The 17,965-nt window shown below is 71.2% G+C and carries 16 protein-coding genes; 5 read left to right on the plus strand and 11 right to left on the minus strand.

The genetic code is table 11. From position 1 onward, the window contains the following. Positions 1-167: 167 nt before the first annotated feature. From ABD932_RS07070 to ABD932_RS07080, 3 genes are all read right to left on the minus strand, one after another. A complete protein-coding gene (locus ABD932_RS07070) occupies positions 168-1,265 on the minus strand; it encodes a GNAT family N-acetyltransferase (protein ID WP_345009741.1) in 1,098 nt (365 codons plus the stop codon). A 1-nt stretch (position 1,266) separates the two neighbouring features. Continuing rightward, on the minus strand, positions 1,267-1,587 hold the full coding sequence (locus ABD932_RS07075) for a hypothetical protein (RefSeq protein ID WP_345009743.1): 321 nt from the start codon (positions 1,585-1,587) through the stop codon (positions 1,267-1,269). 294 nt (positions 1,588-1,881) lie between these two features. Further along, positions 1,882-3,087, minus strand: coding sequence for a S8 family peptidase (locus ABD932_RS07080; protein WP_345009745.1), 1,206 nt, complete (start codon positions 3,085-3,087; stop codon positions 1,882-1,884). Between the two features lie 318 nt (positions 3,088-3,405). Here ABD932_RS07080 and ABD932_RS07085 point away from each other — a divergent pair, with 318 nt between their 5' ends. Then, a complete protein-coding gene (locus tag ABD932_RS07085; RefSeq protein WP_345009747.1) occupies positions 3,406-4,215 on the plus strand; it encodes an SGNH/GDSL hydrolase family protein in 810 nt (269 codons plus the stop codon). A 4-nt stretch (positions 4,216-4,219) separates the two neighbouring features. Here ABD932_RS07085 and ABD932_RS07090 read toward each other — a convergent pair whose 3' ends face one another. The 3 genes from ABD932_RS07090 to ABD932_RS07100 are packed head-to-tail and all read right to left on the minus strand — an operon-like array spanning position 4,220 to position 9,081. Then, complete coding sequence (locus tag ABD932_RS07090; protein ID WP_345009749.1) at positions 4,220-5,842, minus strand: serine/threonine-protein kinase; 1,623 nt, start codon at positions 5,840-5,842, stop codon at positions 4,220-4,222. A gap of 45 nt (positions 5,843-5,887) precedes the next feature. After that, positions 5,888-7,597 carry a HoxN/HupN/NixA family nickel/cobalt transporter gene (locus ABD932_RS07095; protein ID WP_345009751.1) on the minus strand — a complete coding sequence of 570 codons (1,710 nt, stop codon included), beginning with the start codon at positions 7,595-7,597 and terminating at the stop codon, positions 5,888-5,890. Then, positions 7,594-9,081 (minus strand): tetratricopeptide repeat protein, encoded by a 1,488-nt coding sequence (locus ABD932_RS07100; RefSeq protein WP_425587417.1) that lies wholly within the window; start codon positions 9,079-9,081, stop codon positions 7,594-7,596. The genes ABD932_RS07095 and ABD932_RS07100 overlap by 4 nt, the downstream gene beginning before the upstream one ends. 355 nt (positions 9,082-9,436) lie before the next feature. On the opposite strand from ABD932_RS07100, the gene ectA reads away from it, so the two are divergent. From ectA to thpD, 4 genes are read left to right on the plus strand one after another with little or no spacing between them, the layout of a single operon-like run. Further along, positions 9,437-9,943, plus strand: a complete 507-nt coding sequence (gene ectA, locus ABD932_RS07105; RefSeq protein ID WP_345009753.1) for a diaminobutyrate acetyltransferase — start codon at positions 9,437-9,439, stop codon at positions 9,941-9,943. A gap of 31 nt (positions 9,944-9,974) precedes the next feature. Further along, the gene (ectB, locus tag ABD932_RS07110) at positions 9,975-11,246 is read left to right on the plus strand and encodes a diaminobutyrate--2-oxoglutarate transaminase (RefSeq protein WP_345009755.1); all 1,272 of its coding nucleotides are present in this window, start codon (positions 9,975-9,977) and stop codon (positions 11,244-11,246) included. Positions 11,247-11,274: 28 nt separating this feature from the next. Continuing rightward, complete coding sequence (locus tag ABD932_RS07115; protein WP_126390948.1) at positions 11,275-11,679, plus strand: ectoine synthase; 405 nt, start codon at positions 11,275-11,277, stop codon at positions 11,677-11,679. 7 nt (positions 11,680-11,686) lie between these two features. Next, positions 11,687-12,589 carry an ectoine hydroxylase gene (thpD, locus tag ABD932_RS07120; RefSeq protein ID WP_126390950.1) on the plus strand — a complete coding sequence of 301 codons (903 nt, stop codon included), beginning with the start codon at positions 11,687-11,689 and terminating at the stop codon, positions 12,587-12,589. Between the two features lie 116 nt (positions 12,590-12,705). On the opposite strand, the gene ABD932_RS07125 is transcribed toward thpD, so the two are convergent. The 5 genes from ABD932_RS07125 to ABD932_RS07145 are packed head-to-tail and all read right to left on the minus strand — an operon-like array spanning position 12,706 to position 17,916. Next, positions 12,706-14,193, minus strand: coding sequence for an FAD-dependent monooxygenase (locus ABD932_RS07125; RefSeq protein ID WP_345009758.1), 1,488 nt, complete (start codon positions 14,191-14,193; stop codon positions 12,706-12,708). Beyond that, complete coding sequence (locus ABD932_RS07130; protein WP_345009759.1) at positions 14,183-15,109, minus strand: DUF6895 family protein; 927 nt, start codon at positions 15,107-15,109, stop codon at positions 14,183-14,185. The genes ABD932_RS07125 and ABD932_RS07130 overlap by 11 nt, the downstream gene beginning before the upstream one ends. Next, positions 15,099-15,425, minus strand: a complete 327-nt coding sequence (gene adfB, locus ABD932_RS07135) for an actinodefensin-associated protein B (RefSeq protein WP_345009761.1) — start codon at positions 15,423-15,425, stop codon at positions 15,099-15,101. The genes ABD932_RS07130 and adfB overlap by 11 nt, the downstream gene beginning before the upstream one ends. Further along, positions 15,419-17,314, minus strand: coding sequence for an asparagine synthase-related protein (locus ABD932_RS07140; protein ID WP_345009763.1), 1,896 nt, complete (start codon positions 17,312-17,314; stop codon positions 15,419-15,421). Before ABD932_RS07140 ends, adfB begins: the two co-directional genes overlap by 7 nt. Beyond that, the gene (locus ABD932_RS07145) at positions 17,305-17,916 is read right to left on the minus strand and encodes a lasso peptide biosynthesis protein (RefSeq protein ID WP_345009765.1); all 612 of its coding nucleotides are present in this window, start codon (positions 17,914-17,916) and stop codon (positions 17,305-17,307) included. Before ABD932_RS07145 ends, ABD932_RS07140 begins: the two co-directional genes overlap by 10 nt. Positions 17,917-17,965: the final 49 nt, after the last annotated feature.

Genomic DNA, 17,965 nt, shown 5'->3' on the forward strand with positions numbered 1-17,965 from the left:
CCCTCCCCTAGAGCCGTTAGCCGACAGTCCGATGCGGGTGAGATGTACGACGGTATTGACGATTGAGCCTGTATGGCAAGAGCTGGAACGAGCTCTCACGTTTTTGTTGGTTTGACCGTAACCGGCCCGATTGCCGTAGTGGCAACCGGCCCTGCCGATCCAGCCGTTTACCGCCGCCCCGAGCGGATCTTCCCCATGCGTTTGAGGAGCCGGTCCGCCGGTTCGAACAGTTCCGGCCGGGTCTGCACGGTGTTGCGCAGCGCCCGGACCGGGGCACGGCGTGCCCGGTGTCCGAACGCGACCGGGTGACGCCGAGTCACCCACCCCTCCGACACCATCAGCTCGCGTGTCTTCAGGGAGTCCTTGTATTCCTTCTGGCCCCGGCCGAGATCCAGGTAGGCGATGCCGTCGGCGGCGGCCGCCTCGGCCATGCGCAGATGCAGGACCAGGCCCGGCGAGTACTTCGAGAACGCCGGGTCGTAGGCCGGGAACCAGCAGGCCAGCACCCGCTCGGAGCGCAGCCCGAAGTGCGCGGCGATCGGCTTGTCGTTCGCGTACAGCACCGACAGGATCCCCGCGAACGGCTCGGAGCGGGTGTGGAACAGCTGGTCCACGAGCCGGGTGATCCACTCGTGCGCGAACCGGTCGCTGCGCCCCGTCCTGCGGTACTGCGCGGACTTCCACGCCATCAGCGCGCGCAGAGCGGCCGGATCACGCTCGTCGTGCACATACCGCACGCCGTCGTGGTCCCGGCCCAGCTTGCGCTCCTTGGCGAGCGTCGACTTCGTGAACTTCGGTGACTGTGCGCGCAGTTGGGCCAGATAGGCGTCGTATCCCTGGTCGACGTCCATGACCGGGGACGGATACCTGCCGGACGCCTCCGCCCCGAACGCCGCCTGGCCCTCCACCAGGTGGTCGAACTCCCAGACGGCGAGCCCGCAGGCCTTCAGCAGCTCCCTGGCGTCCCAGGTGAACCCGGGCCGGTGCACCACGCCCTGGGCGTCCGAGACGCCGAGGCCGATGGCCCGGCCGACGCCGGCCGCCGTCCGCTGGAACGGGAAGAACGCGGTCGGCTCGCCGCCCTCCCGTACGACCGCGATCCGCACCCCGCGCCGGCAGCGGCCGATCGCGAGGGCGAACTCGGGGGAGAGGAAGGGGTTGCCCAGTTCGGGCGAACCCTGGAGATGGGCCTTGGACTGCATCGATGTCCACGCCGCCCGGTCGGCGGAGCTGAGCTCGCCGGGGCGGTACACGCTGATGTCCACGTCAGTCAGTCCGCCTTCGCGTCGTACGGCCGCGCAGCCGCCGCAGCAGAACCAGCAGGAGAATGAGGGCGCTGATCGCGGTCACGGCCACGATCCCGCCGCGTACCGACCACCGGTGCACGGCCAGCATGCCCTGGGTCACCAGCATGTTGACGACGACCGCGCCCGCAACCGAGGCGATGGCACGGCCGAAGGGTTCCAGCCCGCGCAGCGCGGCGGCGATCGCCCCGGCCGGTGCCGCGAACAGGAAGAACAGAGTGAAGGGGCCGCGCAGCGGCGAGCCCGAGTCGACGAGCGCGAGGACCGCGCCGATTCCCCCCACAGCCGTCGCGGCACCCGCGAGCAGCGGCGTCAGGTCCCTCCCCGGTCCTGGTCGCGCTCGCTCGGTGTCCTGAGCCTCGGCTCTGGATGAAGCTGTCTTGATACGTAAGGTCTGCATTGGCGACTTTGCCCCCCGAAGCGCCGGATGCCGGGCTTCAATGTGGCTCAGCGCCGCGTCGGCCGTCAAGATGCGGTCGGGGCCTCTTGACATCTGTTCGTAGCGCGCGGGAGCGCGGACGGTCCCCGGAGGCGCGGGGCCTCCGGGGACCGGTGGTTCAGATGGCGCGGGGGTGCGTCACGGCACGAGCTTCAGCAGGCGGTTCGGGGAGCCGCTGCCGGGGCTGGTGACCACGTTGGTGGTGGCGCCGGAGGTCAGGGCCGAGGCGACCGCGGCCGGGGTGGCCGAGGTGTGGCTCGCCAGGTAGACCGCGGCCGCGCCCGCGACGTGCGGGGTGGCCATCGACGTACCGGAGATGGTGTTCGTCGCGGTGTCGCTGGTGTACCAGCCCGCCGTGATCGAGGAGCCCGGCGCGAAGATGTCCAGGACCGAGCCGTAGTTGGAGTAGCTGGCCCGGGCGTCGGAGCTGGTGGTCGCGCCGACCGTGATGGCCTCGGTGACCCGGGCCGGGGAGTACGAGGAGGCGTTGGCGCTGCTGTTGCCGGCCGCGACGGCGTAGGTCACGCCGCTGGCGATGGAGTTGCGCACGGCCGTGTCCAGCGCGGTCGAGGCGCCGCCGCCGAGCGACATGTTGGCGACCGAGGGACCCGAGTGGTTCGCGGTCACCCAGTCGATGCCCGCGACCACGCCGGCCGTGGTGCCGGAGCCGCTGTTGTTCAGCACCCGGACGCCGACGATGTTCGCCTTCTTGGCGACGCCGTAGGTGGAGCCCGCGATGGTGGACGCCACATGGGTGCCGTGGCCGTTGCCGTCCTGGGCGGTGGTGTCGCCGTCGACGGCGTCGTAGCCGTACGAGGCACGGCCGCCGAAGTCGCTGTGCGTGATGCGGACGCCGGTGTCGATGACGTACACCGTCACACCGCCGCCCGCGCTGTCCGGGTAGGTGTAGGTGCCGGAGAGCGGAAGCGAGGTCTGGTCGATGCGGTCCAGGCCCCAGGGGGCGTTGGACTGCGTGGCGTCCATCCGGACGCGCTGGTTCTGCTCGACGGAGGCGACCGCCGGGTCGGCCGCGAGTCTTCTGGCCTCGGCCGCGGAGAGGTTGGCGGTGTAGCCGTTCAGCGCCTTGGTGAACGTCTTCTTCACCGTGCCGCCGTACTCCTCGACCAGGTCCTTGCCCGCGGCCGAGGCGGCTTTGACGCCCGCGCTCTTCTTGAGGGTGACGATGTAGCTGTCCTTGATCGCCGTGGGGGAGCCGGCGGCCAGGACGGTGCCCTCGGCCGGGGCGGCCTGGGCGGGGAGGGAGGTGAGGCCGCCCACGAGGGCGGCGGTCGCCAGGCTGGTTATCGCGGCGAACCGGACCTTCTTGCTACGCAGTTGTGCCATTACGAGGGAGTCCTCCTCTTGGCGGCGCGCGCCCGGGTGGGGCGCACGTCTGTGGGGGGTGCGCGCGTGATCGCGGGCACGACCTCGGAACGTCGCGTTCCCGTTCCCAAGCCGAAGTAAAGGATCTGTGGTCCCGGTGTGACCGACAAGGGAGTTGACGACCTGTCAACGAGGCTGTCATGAACACGCAACAAGACCCACAGGGAACCGACAGGGTGGGAGTCGGGATGCCCTGAAAATTCTTGGCATGGACACTTCCTGTCAACACGCGTAGTTGGTACGACGGTTAGGGCAGAGATCCTGCTATAGGGAGGTTCCATGAGACGTTCCCGACTTTCCGCATACGTCGCCTCGCTCCTCCTCGCCGTCGGCGCCGCCCTCACCGGGACCGGCGCCGCGCAGGCCTCCGAAACCGCCGCCATCGGCGGCTACGTGGCCCTCGGCGACTCCTACTCCTCCGGCCTCGGTGCGGGCAGCTACCTCGCCTCCAGCGGCGACTGCGCACGCAGCACGAAGGCGTACCCGTATCTGTGGGCCGCGGCGAACTCACCCTCGTCGTTCGACTTCACCGCCTGCGCGGGCGCTCGTACGAGTGATGTCACGGCCAGTCAGCTCGGCCCGCTCAGCCCCGCCACCGCCCTCGTGTCCATCTCGATCGGCGGCAACGACGCCGGGTTCTCGGACATCATGACGACCTGTGTGCTCCAGTCCGACAGCGCCTGCGTCTCCCGCATCAACACCGCGAAGGCGTACGTCGACTCGACGCTGCCCGGCCGGCTCGACACCGTCTACTCGGCCATTCGCACCAAAGCCCCGTCGGCCCATGTGGTCGTGCTCGGCTACCCCCGCTTCTACAAGCTGGGCGTGTCGGGGTGCCTCGGTCTGTCCGAGACCAAGCGCAGGGCGCTCAACGACGCGGCCGACTACATCGACGCCGCGACCGAGAAGCGCGCCCTCGACCACGGGTTCACCTTCGCCGACGTGCGTCCCTCCTTCACCGGGCACGAGATCTGCTCCGGCAGCTCGTGGATGCACGCCGTGAACTGGCTCAACATCCCGGAGTCGTACCACCCGACGGCCGCGGGCCAGTCGGGTGGTTATCTGCCGGTGCTGGACAGCGCGGTCTGACCCCCTACGAGCCCGGCGACTCGCTGGGCGATGGCGAGACCCCGCCCGTCGGGGTCTCCGTCACACAGGTCACCGAGAACGGCACCGAGTTGGACTTCGTCTCCACCGGGTCGCGCACCTCGACGCCGATCTCGTTCTCGAACGTCCCGCTGTCGTCGTACGTCGTCACGAACGCCTTGTCCTGCTTGGTCCGTTCGCCCCCCTCGGGGAACGACAGGGTCTTCCAGCCCTGGTCCATGACATCGCCGTCCTGCGACACCCAGCGATAGGTGACCTCTGCCGGCAGCCGCCCCACCGTGAACGTCGCCGTGAAGGCGGGCGCCTCGCCGTTCGGCGGCGGACAGGACCCGGAGTACTCGAGGTTCGAGCCCGCCAACGTCACCTTCACGGACTGCGGGGCAGCGGAGGGCGTGTCACTGGCGCTCGGGCTCGGTGTCGGGCTCTGGCCCCCGCCGGAGGCGTTCTCGTCCTCGCTCTCGGTCGGTGAAGTCCCGCCGCCGGTCTGGCTGGTGGTCTCCTCGCCGCGCGCCTTGTCCCCGTCACCCCCGCGGTTGAGCAGGGCGTACGTCAGCCCTGCCACGGCAAGGGCGAGTGCGGCGACGCCGGCGATCAGGACGACGGCGGCGCGGCGGTTGCGGTCGGGGCGGACGGGAGCCGTGGTGGCGGCGGGGGTGCCGGTGACGGGCCGGGTCGACGCGGGCGGTGGGACCGGGGCCGTCGGGGCGGTCTGCGACGGTGCCGGGAACGCCGCGACGGTCGGGGTGTACGGGCTCGCCTGCACGGCGTCCGCGCGCGGCGTGCCGCCCGCGCCGATGATCCGCAGGTCCTGCTCGGCCCGGTCGGCGGGCAGCCGCTCGGCAGGGTCCTTGCGCAGCAGCCCCTCGATGACGGGGGTGAGCGGACCGGCCCGGTGCGGCGGGGGCAGCTCGTCGTCGACGATCGCGCGCAGGGTGCTGAGCGGGGTGTTCTGGCGGAAGGGGGAGTTGCCCTCCACGGCCGCGTAGAGCAGCACGCCGAGCGACCACAGGTCCGACTCCGGGCCGGGCCTGCGGCCCAGCGCCCGCTCCGGCGCCAGGAACTCGGGGGAGCCGATGACCTCGCCGGTCATCGTCAGCGCGGAACTGCCCTCGACCATGGCGATGCCGAAGTCCGTGAGCACGACCCGGCCGTCGTTCGACATCAGCACGTTGGCCGGTTTCACGTCCCGGTGCAGCACCCCGGCCTCGTGCGCGGCCCGCAGCGCGGACAGCACCTCGGCGCCGATGTGCGCGGCGCGCTGCGGGCTCAGCGGGCCCTCGGCGTCCAGCAGCTCGGCCAGCGAGATGCCGCGGACCAGCTCCATCACGATCCAGGGCCGGCCGTCCTGCGCGGCCACGTCGTACACCGTGACGACATTGCGGTTGGCGACCCGCGCCGCCGCCCACGCCTCGCGCTCCAGCCGGGCGTACATCCGCTCGACTTCCGGGGCCGGCAGCCCGTGCGGCGCACGCACCTCCTTGACGGCGACCTCGCGGTGCAGCACCTCGTCACGGGCCCGCCACACGGTGCCCATGCCGCCCTCGCCGAGCGGGGACAGGAGGCGGTAGCGGCCCGCGATGACACGTTCACTGCCGTGTTCTTCGGACACGGGCGTCCCCCATTCGCATCCGTGCGCATTCTCCACAAAAGTAGCTCAGCCGAGTGCGGATGCCGCCCCCTGGAACACCAATCCGGCCCCGAGCAGCACGACGAGGAACGCCGAGCCCAGCGGAGCGGTCCTGCGCAGGAAGGTCGTGACCGGGTGTGTGGTCCAGCGGGGGCGTTTGTCCAGTACCCGTGTGACCCCGGTACCCAGCTTGACGACCGCGAACCCGGCCGCGGTGAGGGTGAGGGCCAGCCCGACCCCGTACGCGACGACGAGCAGCAGCCCGAACCACGCCTTGCCCAGCGCCGCGGCGCCCACGAGGACGACGACCGCGGAGGGGCTGGGCACGAGGCCGCCGGCGAAGCCGAGGAGGATCGTGCCGCGCAGGGTGGGGGCGGTGGGGTGGGTGTGGGTGAAGCCGCCGTGGGTGTGGGTGAGCAGGCCGTGGGTGTGGCTGTGGGGGTGGGGGTGATCGTGCGTGTGGTCGTGCTCGTGGGGGTGATCGTGCGTGTGGTCGTGGTGGTGATGGTCCTCGTGCGCGTGGACGTGGCCCTGCGTGGGTGCGTGGGTCTCCGCCGTGGCGTGGGTGTGGGCGGCGACCAGGACCGGTTGGCGCTCGCGGGCCTGGTCGGGCTCGGTCTCGTGCTGGTGTGAGTGCTCGTGGTCGTGCTCGTGCTCGTGGTCGTGCGAGTGGTCGTGCCCGTGCGGGTGCGGGTGGGTGTGCTTGCGGATGTGCCAGGCCCGGCGTACCAACGTCACCCCCGCCAGCGTGACCAGGACACCGCTCGCCATGCCCAGCCATGTGATGACCGACGGTGCCGCCGCCGAGCCCGCAGTGATCAGGAGGCCGAGGGCGACCACGCCCAGGGTGTGGGTGACCGTCACCGAGGCGGCCAGGGGCATCACGTCTTTGAGGCGTGCGTTGCCGCCCCGTGCCGTGGCGACCGCGGCCATGATCGTCTTGCCGTGGCCGGGGGCGAGCGCGTGCATCGCGCCGAGGAAGACCGCGATCACCAGGGCGAGGGCGGCGAAGCCGACGGTGAGGTCGTGGCGGGCGACCAGTCCGTCCAGGGCGCGCGTCCAGCGGTCGGCGCCGCGCGGCAGGACCGAGGAGGCGGGGGCGTCCGGTGCGGACTCGGCGAGGGCCGGTCCGCCGGGGCGCACGCGCAGGGACGCGGCCTTGGTGTCGGCCGGGGAGGAGAGCAACTCCTCGGGGTACTCGGTCAGTTCGCGGGAGACCGACTCCTTCGGCACGTCCGAGGCGGTGAGCGTCATACGGTCGCCGCGTGCCGTGATCTCCCGCCAGCCGGGGCCGGCCTCCGCGCCCGCGCCCCGGAAGCCTAGGGCGACCGTGGCGTCCTCGGGGAGCGGCGCCGTCAGCCGGCACTCCACGCGGAGGGTGTCCAGACCCGCCTGACCGGGCCGCACGCGCGCGTGGCTGCTGTTCAGCGTCAGCTCGACCGTACGGCCGTCCACGGTGACCTCGCTGCCCTGCGCGGCGTTCGCGCAGCGCTGCCGGGCCCACGCCGTCATGCCCGCCTTCTCGATGTCCGGCTTCGCCTGCGTCGCCGGGATCTCGGCGAGGTCCTCGACATGGTGGACGCGCAGTTCGCCGGGGGCGGTGACGAGGCCGTCGTAGCGGTTGACGGTGAAGTTGCCGAGGGGGTGCGCGCTCGCGGGAGGGGAGGAGAACAGCGCGAGCGCGCAGGCCGCCGTGAGGACGGCGGCGCCGGAGGCGAACAGCCGACGGGGGGTCACTTGCCCGCCTCCAGGTCCTTGAGTGCCGTACGTGCTTCCCGGGCGCCCAGCGGCGAGAAGCCGGGGTTCAGCTTCAGCGCGGCTCGCAGGTGCTCGCGGGCGTCCTCGGCGTGGCCCGTGGCGCGCTCGATGACGCCGCGGTGGAAGAGGAACGCGGCGCTGCGGTAGCCGGTGGCCGTGGCCTTGCGGGCGTAGGGCAGGGCTTCCTCGTCCTTGCCGTTGACGTGCAGCGCCCAGGCGAGGGCGTCCGCGGTGTGCACGGTCTGCCGGCGGTTCCACTCGGCGCGGGCGGCGCGCAGGGCGGACGCCTTGTCGCCGTGGTCGGCGGCCGCGAGGGCGGTGTCGAGGTCGGCGTTGACGCCGTTGGCGCGGGCGAGGGCCGTCCAGGCGTCGACGAGGGCGTACTGGTCGTCGGCCCTGACCTGGTCGCCGGCCGCCTCGTACAGCTCGCCGAGTTCGACGAGCGGGCCGGGGAGGGGGTAGCGGGAGACGACGTCCTGCAGGCCCTTGAGCGCGCCGGTCCTGTCGCCGCTCGCCGCCTGCGCGCGGGCGCGGCCTTCGAGAGCGGGGACGTAGTTCTCGTCGGCGGCGAGGGCGCGCGCGTAGTGGGTGAGGGCCTTGTCGTAGTCGCCCTGGTTCCAGGCGAGCTGGCCGAGCTGGGTGGCGACGTACGCGATGTCGCCGGGAGTGACCGCGGAGGAGAGCGCCTGGTCCAGCACGCGTCGGGCCGTGCGGACGTCGCCGCGCAGCTCGTGGACGTATGCGTAGCGCGTGAAGACCGGGATGCCCGGGCGGCGGTCGTCGGCCGTGTCGGCGGCCTTCGACGCGTCGGTGTAGCGGCCGAGTTCGACCAGGGCGTCGACGCGGCTGCACAGGGCGCGTTCGCTGTACGGGTTCACCTTCAGGGCCTGGTCGGCGTACTTCAGGGCGTCCTCGAAGTCGTGGCGGGCGGCGGCGAGGGCGGCGCGGCCGGCCAGGGCCTGGTCGTTGTCGGACTTCAGCGCGAGGGAGCGCTTGAAGGCCTGCTCGGCCTGCGGGTAGCGGGAGGGGTCGCCCTTCGTGCGGGCCTGTTCGACGTAGGCGAGGCCGAGGGTCGACCAGCCGCTGAAGTCCCTCGGTTGGTCGCGGAGGTGGGCCTGGAGGGAGGAGATGCCGGTGTCCAGGTCGCCGGTGGCGAGGAGGCCGGGTGCGACGGCGGCGGAGGCGGGGGCGATGCCGGTGGCCGTGTTGTCGTGTACGGCGTCGATAGCGATGGAGCCGGCGGTGAAGGCGATGGCCAGCAGGGCCGCGCAGCCGGTGAGGTGCAGGGCGCGGCGGCGGCGGGCGGCTGCGGCGGTGCGGCGTACGGCGGCGATGCGCTGGTCCTTGGTCTGCTCGCCCCCGCCGCCCCTACCCGTCCCATCCTCCAGGGGCTCTGCCCTTTCGGCCCCGCCAGGGGGCTCCGCCCCCTGGACCCCCGTCGGCCTGAACGGCCTCGCCCTCAAACGCCGGACGGGCTGACATTGCCCGCATCGACGGCATTATCGGAGCCTGAATTCGGCGTAATTTTGGAATTCCCTTCCAGGGCAGCTTCCCATTCTCTTCTGCCCGCTTCCGCCAGACCTAAACGCAAAGATTCCGCGAACACCAACCGACGTAATTCGGGCAGGTCTCGTGAGGGTTACATGGCTGTGACGCGTTACACATCGCGTCCTTTTTGTAGGGTATTAACCGGACAGACGGTGCATATCACAGCCGTATCGCAGGGGTCCTCACGCCCGCGTGATAACACAGGCAGCTCGCACACGTAACCCCTCACGGCCATGCAATTTCGAATTTCCCTCGGTAAATTCAATTCGCATGACTGCCGCACAAGCAGACCTGCAAATCGACCGTCCGGCGGTGGCCGACGGGGCCGCGCTGTGGCGGATTGCCAGAGACTCCAAGGCCCTCGACCTCAACTCGTCGTACAGCTATCTGCTGTGGTGTCGGGACTTCGCCGGCACGTCGGCCGTCGCGCGCGACGAGCGCGGGGAGCCGGTCGGCTTCGTCACCGGATACGTACGGCCGGAGCGCCCGCACACCCTGCTCGTCTGGCAGGTGGCCGTGGACGACGCCCATCGCGGCCGCGGCATCGCCGCCGCGCTGCTCGACGGGCTCGTCGCACGGGCCGGCGGCGAGTACGGCATCACAAGCGTCGAGACCACCATCACGCCCGGCAACACCGCCTCCGAACGTCTGTTCGTCTCCTTCGCGGAGCGGCACGGTGCCGCCCTGGAGCGCGAGGTGCTCTTCCCCACGAGCGTGTTCCCGGACGGACCGCACGACCCCGAGGTCCTGTACCGCATCGGTCCCCTCTCCCTCTGACTTCCCCCCACGCAACGAGGAGCGATTCGTCGTGACCATCACCCAGCCCGACCTCAGCGTCTTCGAGACCCTGGAGTCCGAGGTGCGCAGCTACTGCCGCGGCTGGCCCACCGTCTTCGACCGTGCGCGGGGCAGCCGCATGTACGACGAGGACGGCCACGAGTATCTGGACTTCTTCGCCGGGGCCGGCTCGCTGAACTACGGGCACAACAACCCGGTCCTGAAACGGGCGTTGATCGACTACCTGGAGCGCGACGGCGTCACGCACGGGCTCGACATGTCCACCAGCGCCAAGCGTGCGTTCCTGGAGTCCTTCCAGAACCTGGTGCTGCGGCCGCGCGACCTGCCGTACAAGGTCATGTTCCCGGGCCCCACGGGGACGAACGCCGTCGAGGCGGCGCTGAAGCTGGCCCGGAAGGTGAAGGGCCGCGAGGCCATCGTGTCGTTCACCAACGCCTTCCACGGGATGTCCCTGGGGTCGCTGGCCGTGACCGGCAACGCCTTCAAGCGGGCCGGCGCCGGGATCCCGCTCGTGCACGGCACGCCCATGCCGTTCGACAACTACTTCGACGGCACCGTCCCGGACTTCCTGTGGTTCGAGCGGCTCCTGGAGGACCAGGGCTCCGGACTGAACAAGCCCGCCGCCGTGATCGTCGAGACCGTGCAGGGCGAGGGCGGCATCAACGTGGCCCGCCCGGAGTGGCTGCGGGCGCTCGCGGAGCTGTGCGAGCGGCAGGACATGCTGCTCATCGTCGACGACATCCAGATGGGGTGCGGGCGGACCGGGGCCTTCTTCTCGTTCGAGGAGGCGGGCATCACCCCGGACATCGTCACCGTGTCCAAGTCCATCAGCGGCTACGGACTGCCCATGTCGCTGTGCCTGTTCAAGCCCGAGCTGGACATCTGGGAGCCGGGCGAGCACAACGGCACGTTCCGCGGCAACAACCCCGCCTTCGTCACCGCGACCGCCGCCCTGGAGGCGTACTGGGCGGACGGGTCCGCGATGGAGAAGCAGACCCGCAAGCGCGGCGAGCAGATCGAGCAGGCGCTCATCTCCATCACCGAGGAGAACCTCGCCGACGTGAAGGAGTACCGCGGGCGCGGGCTCGTGTGGGGCCTGGAGTTCCACGACAAGGAGCGCGCCGGACGCGTCGCCCACCGAGCGTTCGAACTCGGGCTGCTCATCGAGACGTCGGGCCCCGAGAGCGAGGTCGTGAAGCTGCTTCCGGCACTCACGATCACCCCGGAGGAACTGGACGAGGGGCTCAGCGTCCTCGCCCGCTCCGTCCGGGAAACCATCTGAAACACCACCTAGGAGGCATCGCAGCACCGTGATCGTCCGTTCGTTCAAGGACATCGAAGGAACCGACCGCCATGTGAAATCGGCGTCCGGCACCTGGGAGAGCAAGCGCATCGTCCTCGCCAAGGAGAAGGTCGGCTTCTCCCTGCACGAGACGATCCTGTACGCGGGTACGGAGACGTCGATGTGGTACGCGAACCACATCGAGGCCGTCGTCTGCGTCGAGGGCGAGGCCGAGCTGACCGACCACGAGACCGGGCGGACGCACACCATCACGCCCGGGACCATGTACCTCCTGGACGGGCACGAGAGGCACACGCTGCGGATCAAGGAGGACTTCCGCTGCATCTGTGTCTTCAACCCGCCCGTGACCGGCCGGGAGGACCACGACGAGAACGGCGTGTACCCGCTGCTCACCGAGCCCGAGGAGGTGTGAGAAACCCATGACCACCGCCATCACCGGAAACGTCACCGATCTCTACCCCAGCCGCGGCGCCACCGAGGTGTCGACCCCGCGCCAGGACCCCGTCGTGTGGGGCTCCCCCGACACACCGGGCCCGATCGCGAACGCCGACCTCCAGTCGTTCGAGCGCGACGGCTTCCTCGCGATCGACCAGCTCATCACCGAGGACGAGGTCGCCGTCTACCACCAGGAGCTGGAGCGGCTGATCACCGACCCGGGGATCCGTGCGGACGAGCGGTCGATCATCGAGCCGAAGTCCAAGGAGATCCGGTCCGTCTTCGAGGTGCACAAGATCAGTGAGGTGTTCGCCTCCCTGGTGCGCGACGAGCGGGTCGTCGGGCGGGCGCGGCAGATCCTCGGCTCGGACGTGTACGTCCACCAGTCGCGGATCAACGTCAAGCCGGGCTTCGGGGCCAGCGGCTTCTACTGGCACTCCGACTTCGAGACCTGGCACGCCGAGGACGGTCTGCCGAACATGCGGACGGTGTCCGTCTCGATCGCGCTGACCGAGAACTACGACACCAACGGCGGGCTCATGATCATGCCCGGCTCGCACCGTACGTTCCTCGGCTGTGCGGGTGCCACGCCCAAGGACAACTACAAGAAGTCCCTGCAGATGCAGGACGCGGGCACGCCGTCGGACGAGGCGCTGACCAAGATGGCATCCGAGTACGGCATCAAGCTCTTCACGGGCAAGGCCGGTTCGGCGACCTGGTTCGACTGCAACTGCATGCACGGGTCCGGGGACAACATCACGCCCTTCCCGCGCAGCAACGTCTTCATCGTGTTCAACAGCGTGGAGAACGCGGCCGTCGAGCCCTTCGCGGCTCCGGTACGGCGTCCGCCGTTCATCGGGGCACGGGACTTCACTCCCGTGCGGTGAGACCACACGGCCCGGTGTTCCGGCGCCCGTGAAGCAGCCGGACCCGCCTCCGCCCGAAGGCGTGCGGGTCCGGCTGCTTCACGTGATCTCACCGCTCCCCCTGTCCCGGGGAGACCTCACCTGCCGAACCAGCGTTCGAGGGCGGTGCGGAACTGCTCGGGGCTGTCCGGTTCTTCGGGGCCACAGGCCCAGGCGATGTAGCCGTCGGGCCGGATCAGGAGGGCGTCCAGGCCGTCGGGGGACTCGTCGCTGTGGGCGGTGACGACGTCCACGGCGGCCTTCCACGGCTCGGCGGCGCGGCGCAGGGCCGGCCGGTCGGACAGGAGGACCAGGACGGCTCGACCGCTGCGGTGCAGGGCTGCCTGCCGCGCACGCCGGCCGCCGATCTCCAGCGGAAGGTCCGGGGCCGCGGTGCCCACCAGCGGGTGCACGTCCTCGTCGTCCTCGGGGCGATAGCGCACATCGGCCATCGAATAGACCTCGTGCAGACGGCGTTTGACGGACGCGTCAACGAGGAGTTCGTCGAAGAACAGCTCGAACAGCGGGGTCTGCCGCTCTCCCGGACGCAGCAGTTCGGTGGCGGCCCGGGCGTTGCGGACGACGCGGACACCGACCGGGTGGCGTTCGTCGTGGTACGTGTCGAGCAGACCGGGCGGGGCGGTGCCCAGCGCGGTGGCCGCGAGCTTCCACCCGAGGTTCACCGCGTCCTGGAGCCCCAGGTTGAGCCCCTGTCCGCCGAAGGGCGGGTGGACGTGGGCGGCGTCCCCGGCCAGCAGGACCCGGCCCACCCGGTACCGCTCCGCCACGCGGCAACTCCCGGAGAACCGGGTCAGCGAACGGGGGTCGGACAGGGTGACCTCGGTGCCGCTGACCCGGCGGAGGCCTGCTTGGACCTCGGCCAGGGTGACCGGGGCGTCCGCGGCGGGTGGAGGGGCGTCGAACTCGATGCTGACGATACGGCTGGGGGCCATGGCGTAGGCGGCGACGCCTCGTTCGGTACGGTGCCAGCCGCGTTCGAGCAGGCCTGGCGGGCCGACGGTGACGACGGCTTGGTGACCGGTGAGGCTGGGGCCCTCTCCGGGAAACGGGATGTCCAGCGCCTTGCGTACGGTGCTGCGGCCGCCGTCGCAGCCGACGACGTACCGCCCGCGAACGCGGACGGTCCCTTCATCGGGGGTACTGACCGTGACCTCGGCGCCTGTCGTGTCCTGTGCGACGCCGGTCACGGAGTGCCGGCGGCGGATCCGCGCCCCGAGAGCGACCGCCCGGTCGTGGAGGACGGCCTCCAGCACCCCGGGACGGATCGGCAGGGACGCGGGCGCTGCGCCGTCGGGGCCCCGGGCCGGGCGGAAGGCGGGTTCGGCCTCGGCCATGGCCTCCATGAGCGGGTCGAGCAGTCCGCGCCGGTCCAGGGCCTCGATGGTGCGGACCGTGATCCCAGGGGCCCGTAACCGGGAGTCGAAGTCGGGCGCGCGCTCGAGCACCTCGACCGTGGCCCCGGCCGTCAGCAGTTCACAGGCGAGCATCAGGCCCACCGGGCCGCCGCCCACCACGACGACGTCCGCGTCCGGGCGGCCCGCGCCGGTCTGCGCTTCAACGGACACTCGGCATCACCTTTCCTTCGGGGAGCGACGAGGCGCGATGGGCGCCCAGCAGCACGTGGACGAGGGTGCTGTGATAGCAGCGGCCGAAGACGGCACGACGTGAGTCCTCGTCGGGCTCCGTCGGCAGCTCCCGCGCCGCCCGCGCGTCCAGCGGCACGGCGCCGTCGGGCCTGTGGGCGGCCGCCAGCCGCTGGAGGGCGGACTCGTCGCCGGTCGTCGGCGCGGCGCCCAGGAAGGACAGCGCCACCAGGGCTTCGGTCAGCAGGTCCCAGCGGCCGCCGGTGTCCGCCCGCTCGGCGACGCGTCGCAGCAGTGCGGCAAGACGGTGGGTCTCCTCGTCGCCGAGGGCCGGCCGCGCGCCGCCCATGTCGGTGGCGTAGAAGACGGCGTGGGTGATCCGGTAGGCGTCGTGGTCGAGTGCGGCCGGGGTGTAGGACCGGCCCAGGACCTCCCGGCACAGTCGGGCCCAGTCGATCTCCCGCCGGATGTATCCCGCCTTCCGCAGGGAGTAGAGCACACCCGCCGACTGCGGCCGGTGCCCGTCCCGCTGCAGAAAGCGAAGGACGTCCTCACAGGCGTCGGAACGGTATCCGGTGCTGCGCAGCCACAGGTAGGGCTGCATCACGTACAGCCCGTCGGCAGGCCTGTCGCGGGCCGCGCGGGGCACCACCCCGTCGGTACACGCCTCGGTGAGCAGCTCGCGCCAGCGGTCGAGAGCGGCGCCGACCGTGTCGTCACCGGCGGCCGCCCCCCACGCTGTCAGAGAGGCGTGGATGACGGCGAGTTCGGTGAGCGGCTTGAAGCGGGAGCGCTCCTCCTGCCCGGGGTCGGGGGTGAACCGGGGCAGGTGGTGGCCGAGCCATGCGAGGTTCTGATGCAGCCGCTGCGGTGCCGCACCACCCGGTTCACCCGCCATCCGGATCTTCCTCGGACGGGCTGTGCTCGTCGGCTCCCCGCCCGGGAGAGATTCGGGTGAGCATGCCGCGCTGCTGGAGTCCCTGGACGAGCTTCCGCTGGAGTGCTCCGTGGTGCTCCGGCTCCGGGGCGCCGAGCAGCGACGCGTACGGGCTCTGGGCGTGCCCGCCCTCCAAAGCCATGCGCAGGGCCGCCGCGGCGCGCTGGGAGAGCCGGTAGACCTCGCATCTGCGCCTGTCCAACAGCACGCCGCAGAAGGGGAGTTCGCGGAAGACCACGTGATCGGCCAGGCGGACGTATCCCTGGGTTGTCAGCACAGTCCCTCCAGCCATTGTTCGATCACGCACAGCCGCGCCAGTTCCTCACCGTTGCGATGCAGCCGACCGCGGCTGAGGGCGTCGACGAAACCGGGGCTGAGCACGCCGAGTTCGACGAGGAGCGCGTCGCGGTTGAGCAGCGAGGTCACCGTCTCGAAGTTCTGGTTCACGTAGAGCGCCGGAATGGAGTCGATGCGGGCCTGCTGCATCCGGTGGCCCCTGGCCGTGGGCGCACCGCGATCCGCGTAGGCCAGCCGCAGGGCGAACTTGTCGACGGTCATGCCGTGCCCGAACCCGAGCCGGTGCCGGGCGGGCAGGCTGAGCGCGTACTCGATGAGGTCCCGGTCGGCGAAGGGGGTGCTGAAGAAGCGGCGTTTGGGCAGGCAGTGGTTGAGCCAGGCCGCTTGGAGGTTGGTGGTGTTGAAGGACTCGGAGAGCATGAACAGCGAGGTGATCCCCTGGGGCAGGGAGCGCCGGGACCAGCCGTTGCGCCGTATCGTGCCCTGCAGGCTGTCCCGCGCGCGGTCGGCGGCGTGCCGTATCGCCTGGGTCACCCGGTCGCCGGCCGCGTCGGTGAAGCCGACGGGATGCACGATGGTGTCGCGGTCCGGGAGGGCTGTCGTGGGGTCTCCGGTCGCGACCCGGTACAGGTGCCGGGCGGTGCCCAGAAAGCCCGGCCCCTTGCCGTTTCCGGAGAACGTGGACGCGGCGGCGGTCGCGAGGGTCTGCCAGATGGGTTCCCCGGCGACGCGCGGGTCGAGCAGGGCCAGGCCGCCCACTTCGAACAGGCCGCGATTGAGGTCGTGGGCGAAGGTCTGGTCGGCCAGCAGACCCGAGAGCACGAACCGGGCGCCGTTGGCCTCGGCCTGCTCGACGGCCGCGGTGACGCCCTGAAGCGGTACGTGCGTCTGGGGCAGGGCTCCGCCCTGTGCGGGTCGGATGTAGTCACCGCCGGGCGCGGTGTGCTTGGACATGTCGCGGGGCATCCAGGTCAGCCCGCAGGCGCGGGCCACGGCCTCGGCGCTGTCCCGGTCGTCCGCGAACCCGGGGAAACCTTCGAGTGTGTAGTGCAGGCCGACCGTGTCGGCCAGCAGCCCGGCCTCGTACGCCACGGCGGCGGAGTCGATCCCACCGCTGAGCATGACGACCGCCGACCGCTCACCGGAGAGCATGCGGGCACAGGCGGCGGACAGCCGCGTACGCACCCCCTCGGCAGCCTCGTCGACCGTGCGGGGGACGTCGGCGGACGGACGGAACTCGTCGAAGCGCTCGACCCGGGGTGCCGCCGCGCCCGCCACGGTGACGCAGTGACCGGTGGACACCCGGTGCACGCCGGAGAACCACGACCGGTCGTGGGGCATGCCCCGCTCCGCGATCACCATGGGCAGCACATCGGTGTCCACGTCGGAGAGGCGGGGCGGGCCGTCCAGCAGCCGGCGCGGGTCCACGGCCCAGCGGAAGCTGCCCTCCCGGTGCTGCCAGAACACCGGGATCAGCGCGTTGACGGCACGGTAGAGACGCAGCGTGGTGGCATCGGGTGAGACGTGTGCGATGACGAAGTCCCCGCGCAGGGAGCGGACCGCGGCCGCACCTCGCTCGTCGAGGAGTCGCTGGATCGCGGCGAGCCCGCCGCCGGGCCCCTCGACAGGCTGCCCCGGCAGCGATGTCAGATCGATCCAGCCCGTGATCACGGTGCGGGCGGCGTCCTCCTGGGCTGCCGCGTCCAGCGGGGCCCCGGCCTCCTCGACGGGTCCCTGGTGGAGCCGGTCGGGGCCGGCGGCTCCCGGCCGGTCGTCGGCCGTCTCGGTCCCGCTCGTCCTCGCGACGGGAACTCCGCGCGAGCGGGGGAATCGTATGGCGCCCTCCATACCGAAGGCGGTCAGCAGCACGGTGCGGCCTCCTCGGGGTAGCGCTGCAGTTCCACGTAGTTGAGCGGCCGGCCGCCCGGTCGGCCGGTGAGGGGCAGTGAGCCGAGCACCGGCCAGGCGTGCAGTTCGTCGGTTCCGTCGGCCACTTCGATGACCGGGTAGCCGATGACCACCTCGGCGGGGAAGCCGAGCCGGCGCAGTGCGGCGCAGACGCCGAGCGATTCGTGCAGGCACAGCCCTCGTCGGCCGAGAGTCCGGGCCAGCCCGAGCACGCGCCAGGCGGCCTCGCGCGCGTAGAACGCGGTGATCTCGTCGCACCGGTTGCGCTCCTGCGGGCCGTTGACGGTCGCGGGCAGCAGAGGCAGGGCGGCGGCGAGTCCACGGGTGCGGAAGGTACGGCCCATCCGCAGACAGGCGAGCGTCGCCGCGGGAAGCTCCGCGTCCCGAACGGGGATCGACGGATGGACGGGGACGTCGCCGAGTACGGAGCGGCGCAGCCTGTCCCTCAGGTCCCGGCGGCTCTCGGTGCGGTGACCGGGCCTGACGGGTCGGACGAGTGGCGGGGCCAGCGACGACATGGTCACCTCGGATCTTGTGGGGCGGAACCGGGCTTGGCGTGCCATGAGCCCCGGGCTACCGCGTGGGCGTCAAGCAGATGTGGCCGCCTCTGGA

Source organism: Streptomyces shaanxiensis, from assembly GCF_039537145.1.
Taxonomy (GTDB): domain Bacteria; phylum Actinomycetota; class Actinomycetes; order Streptomycetales; family Streptomycetaceae; genus Streptomyces; species Streptomyces shaanxiensis.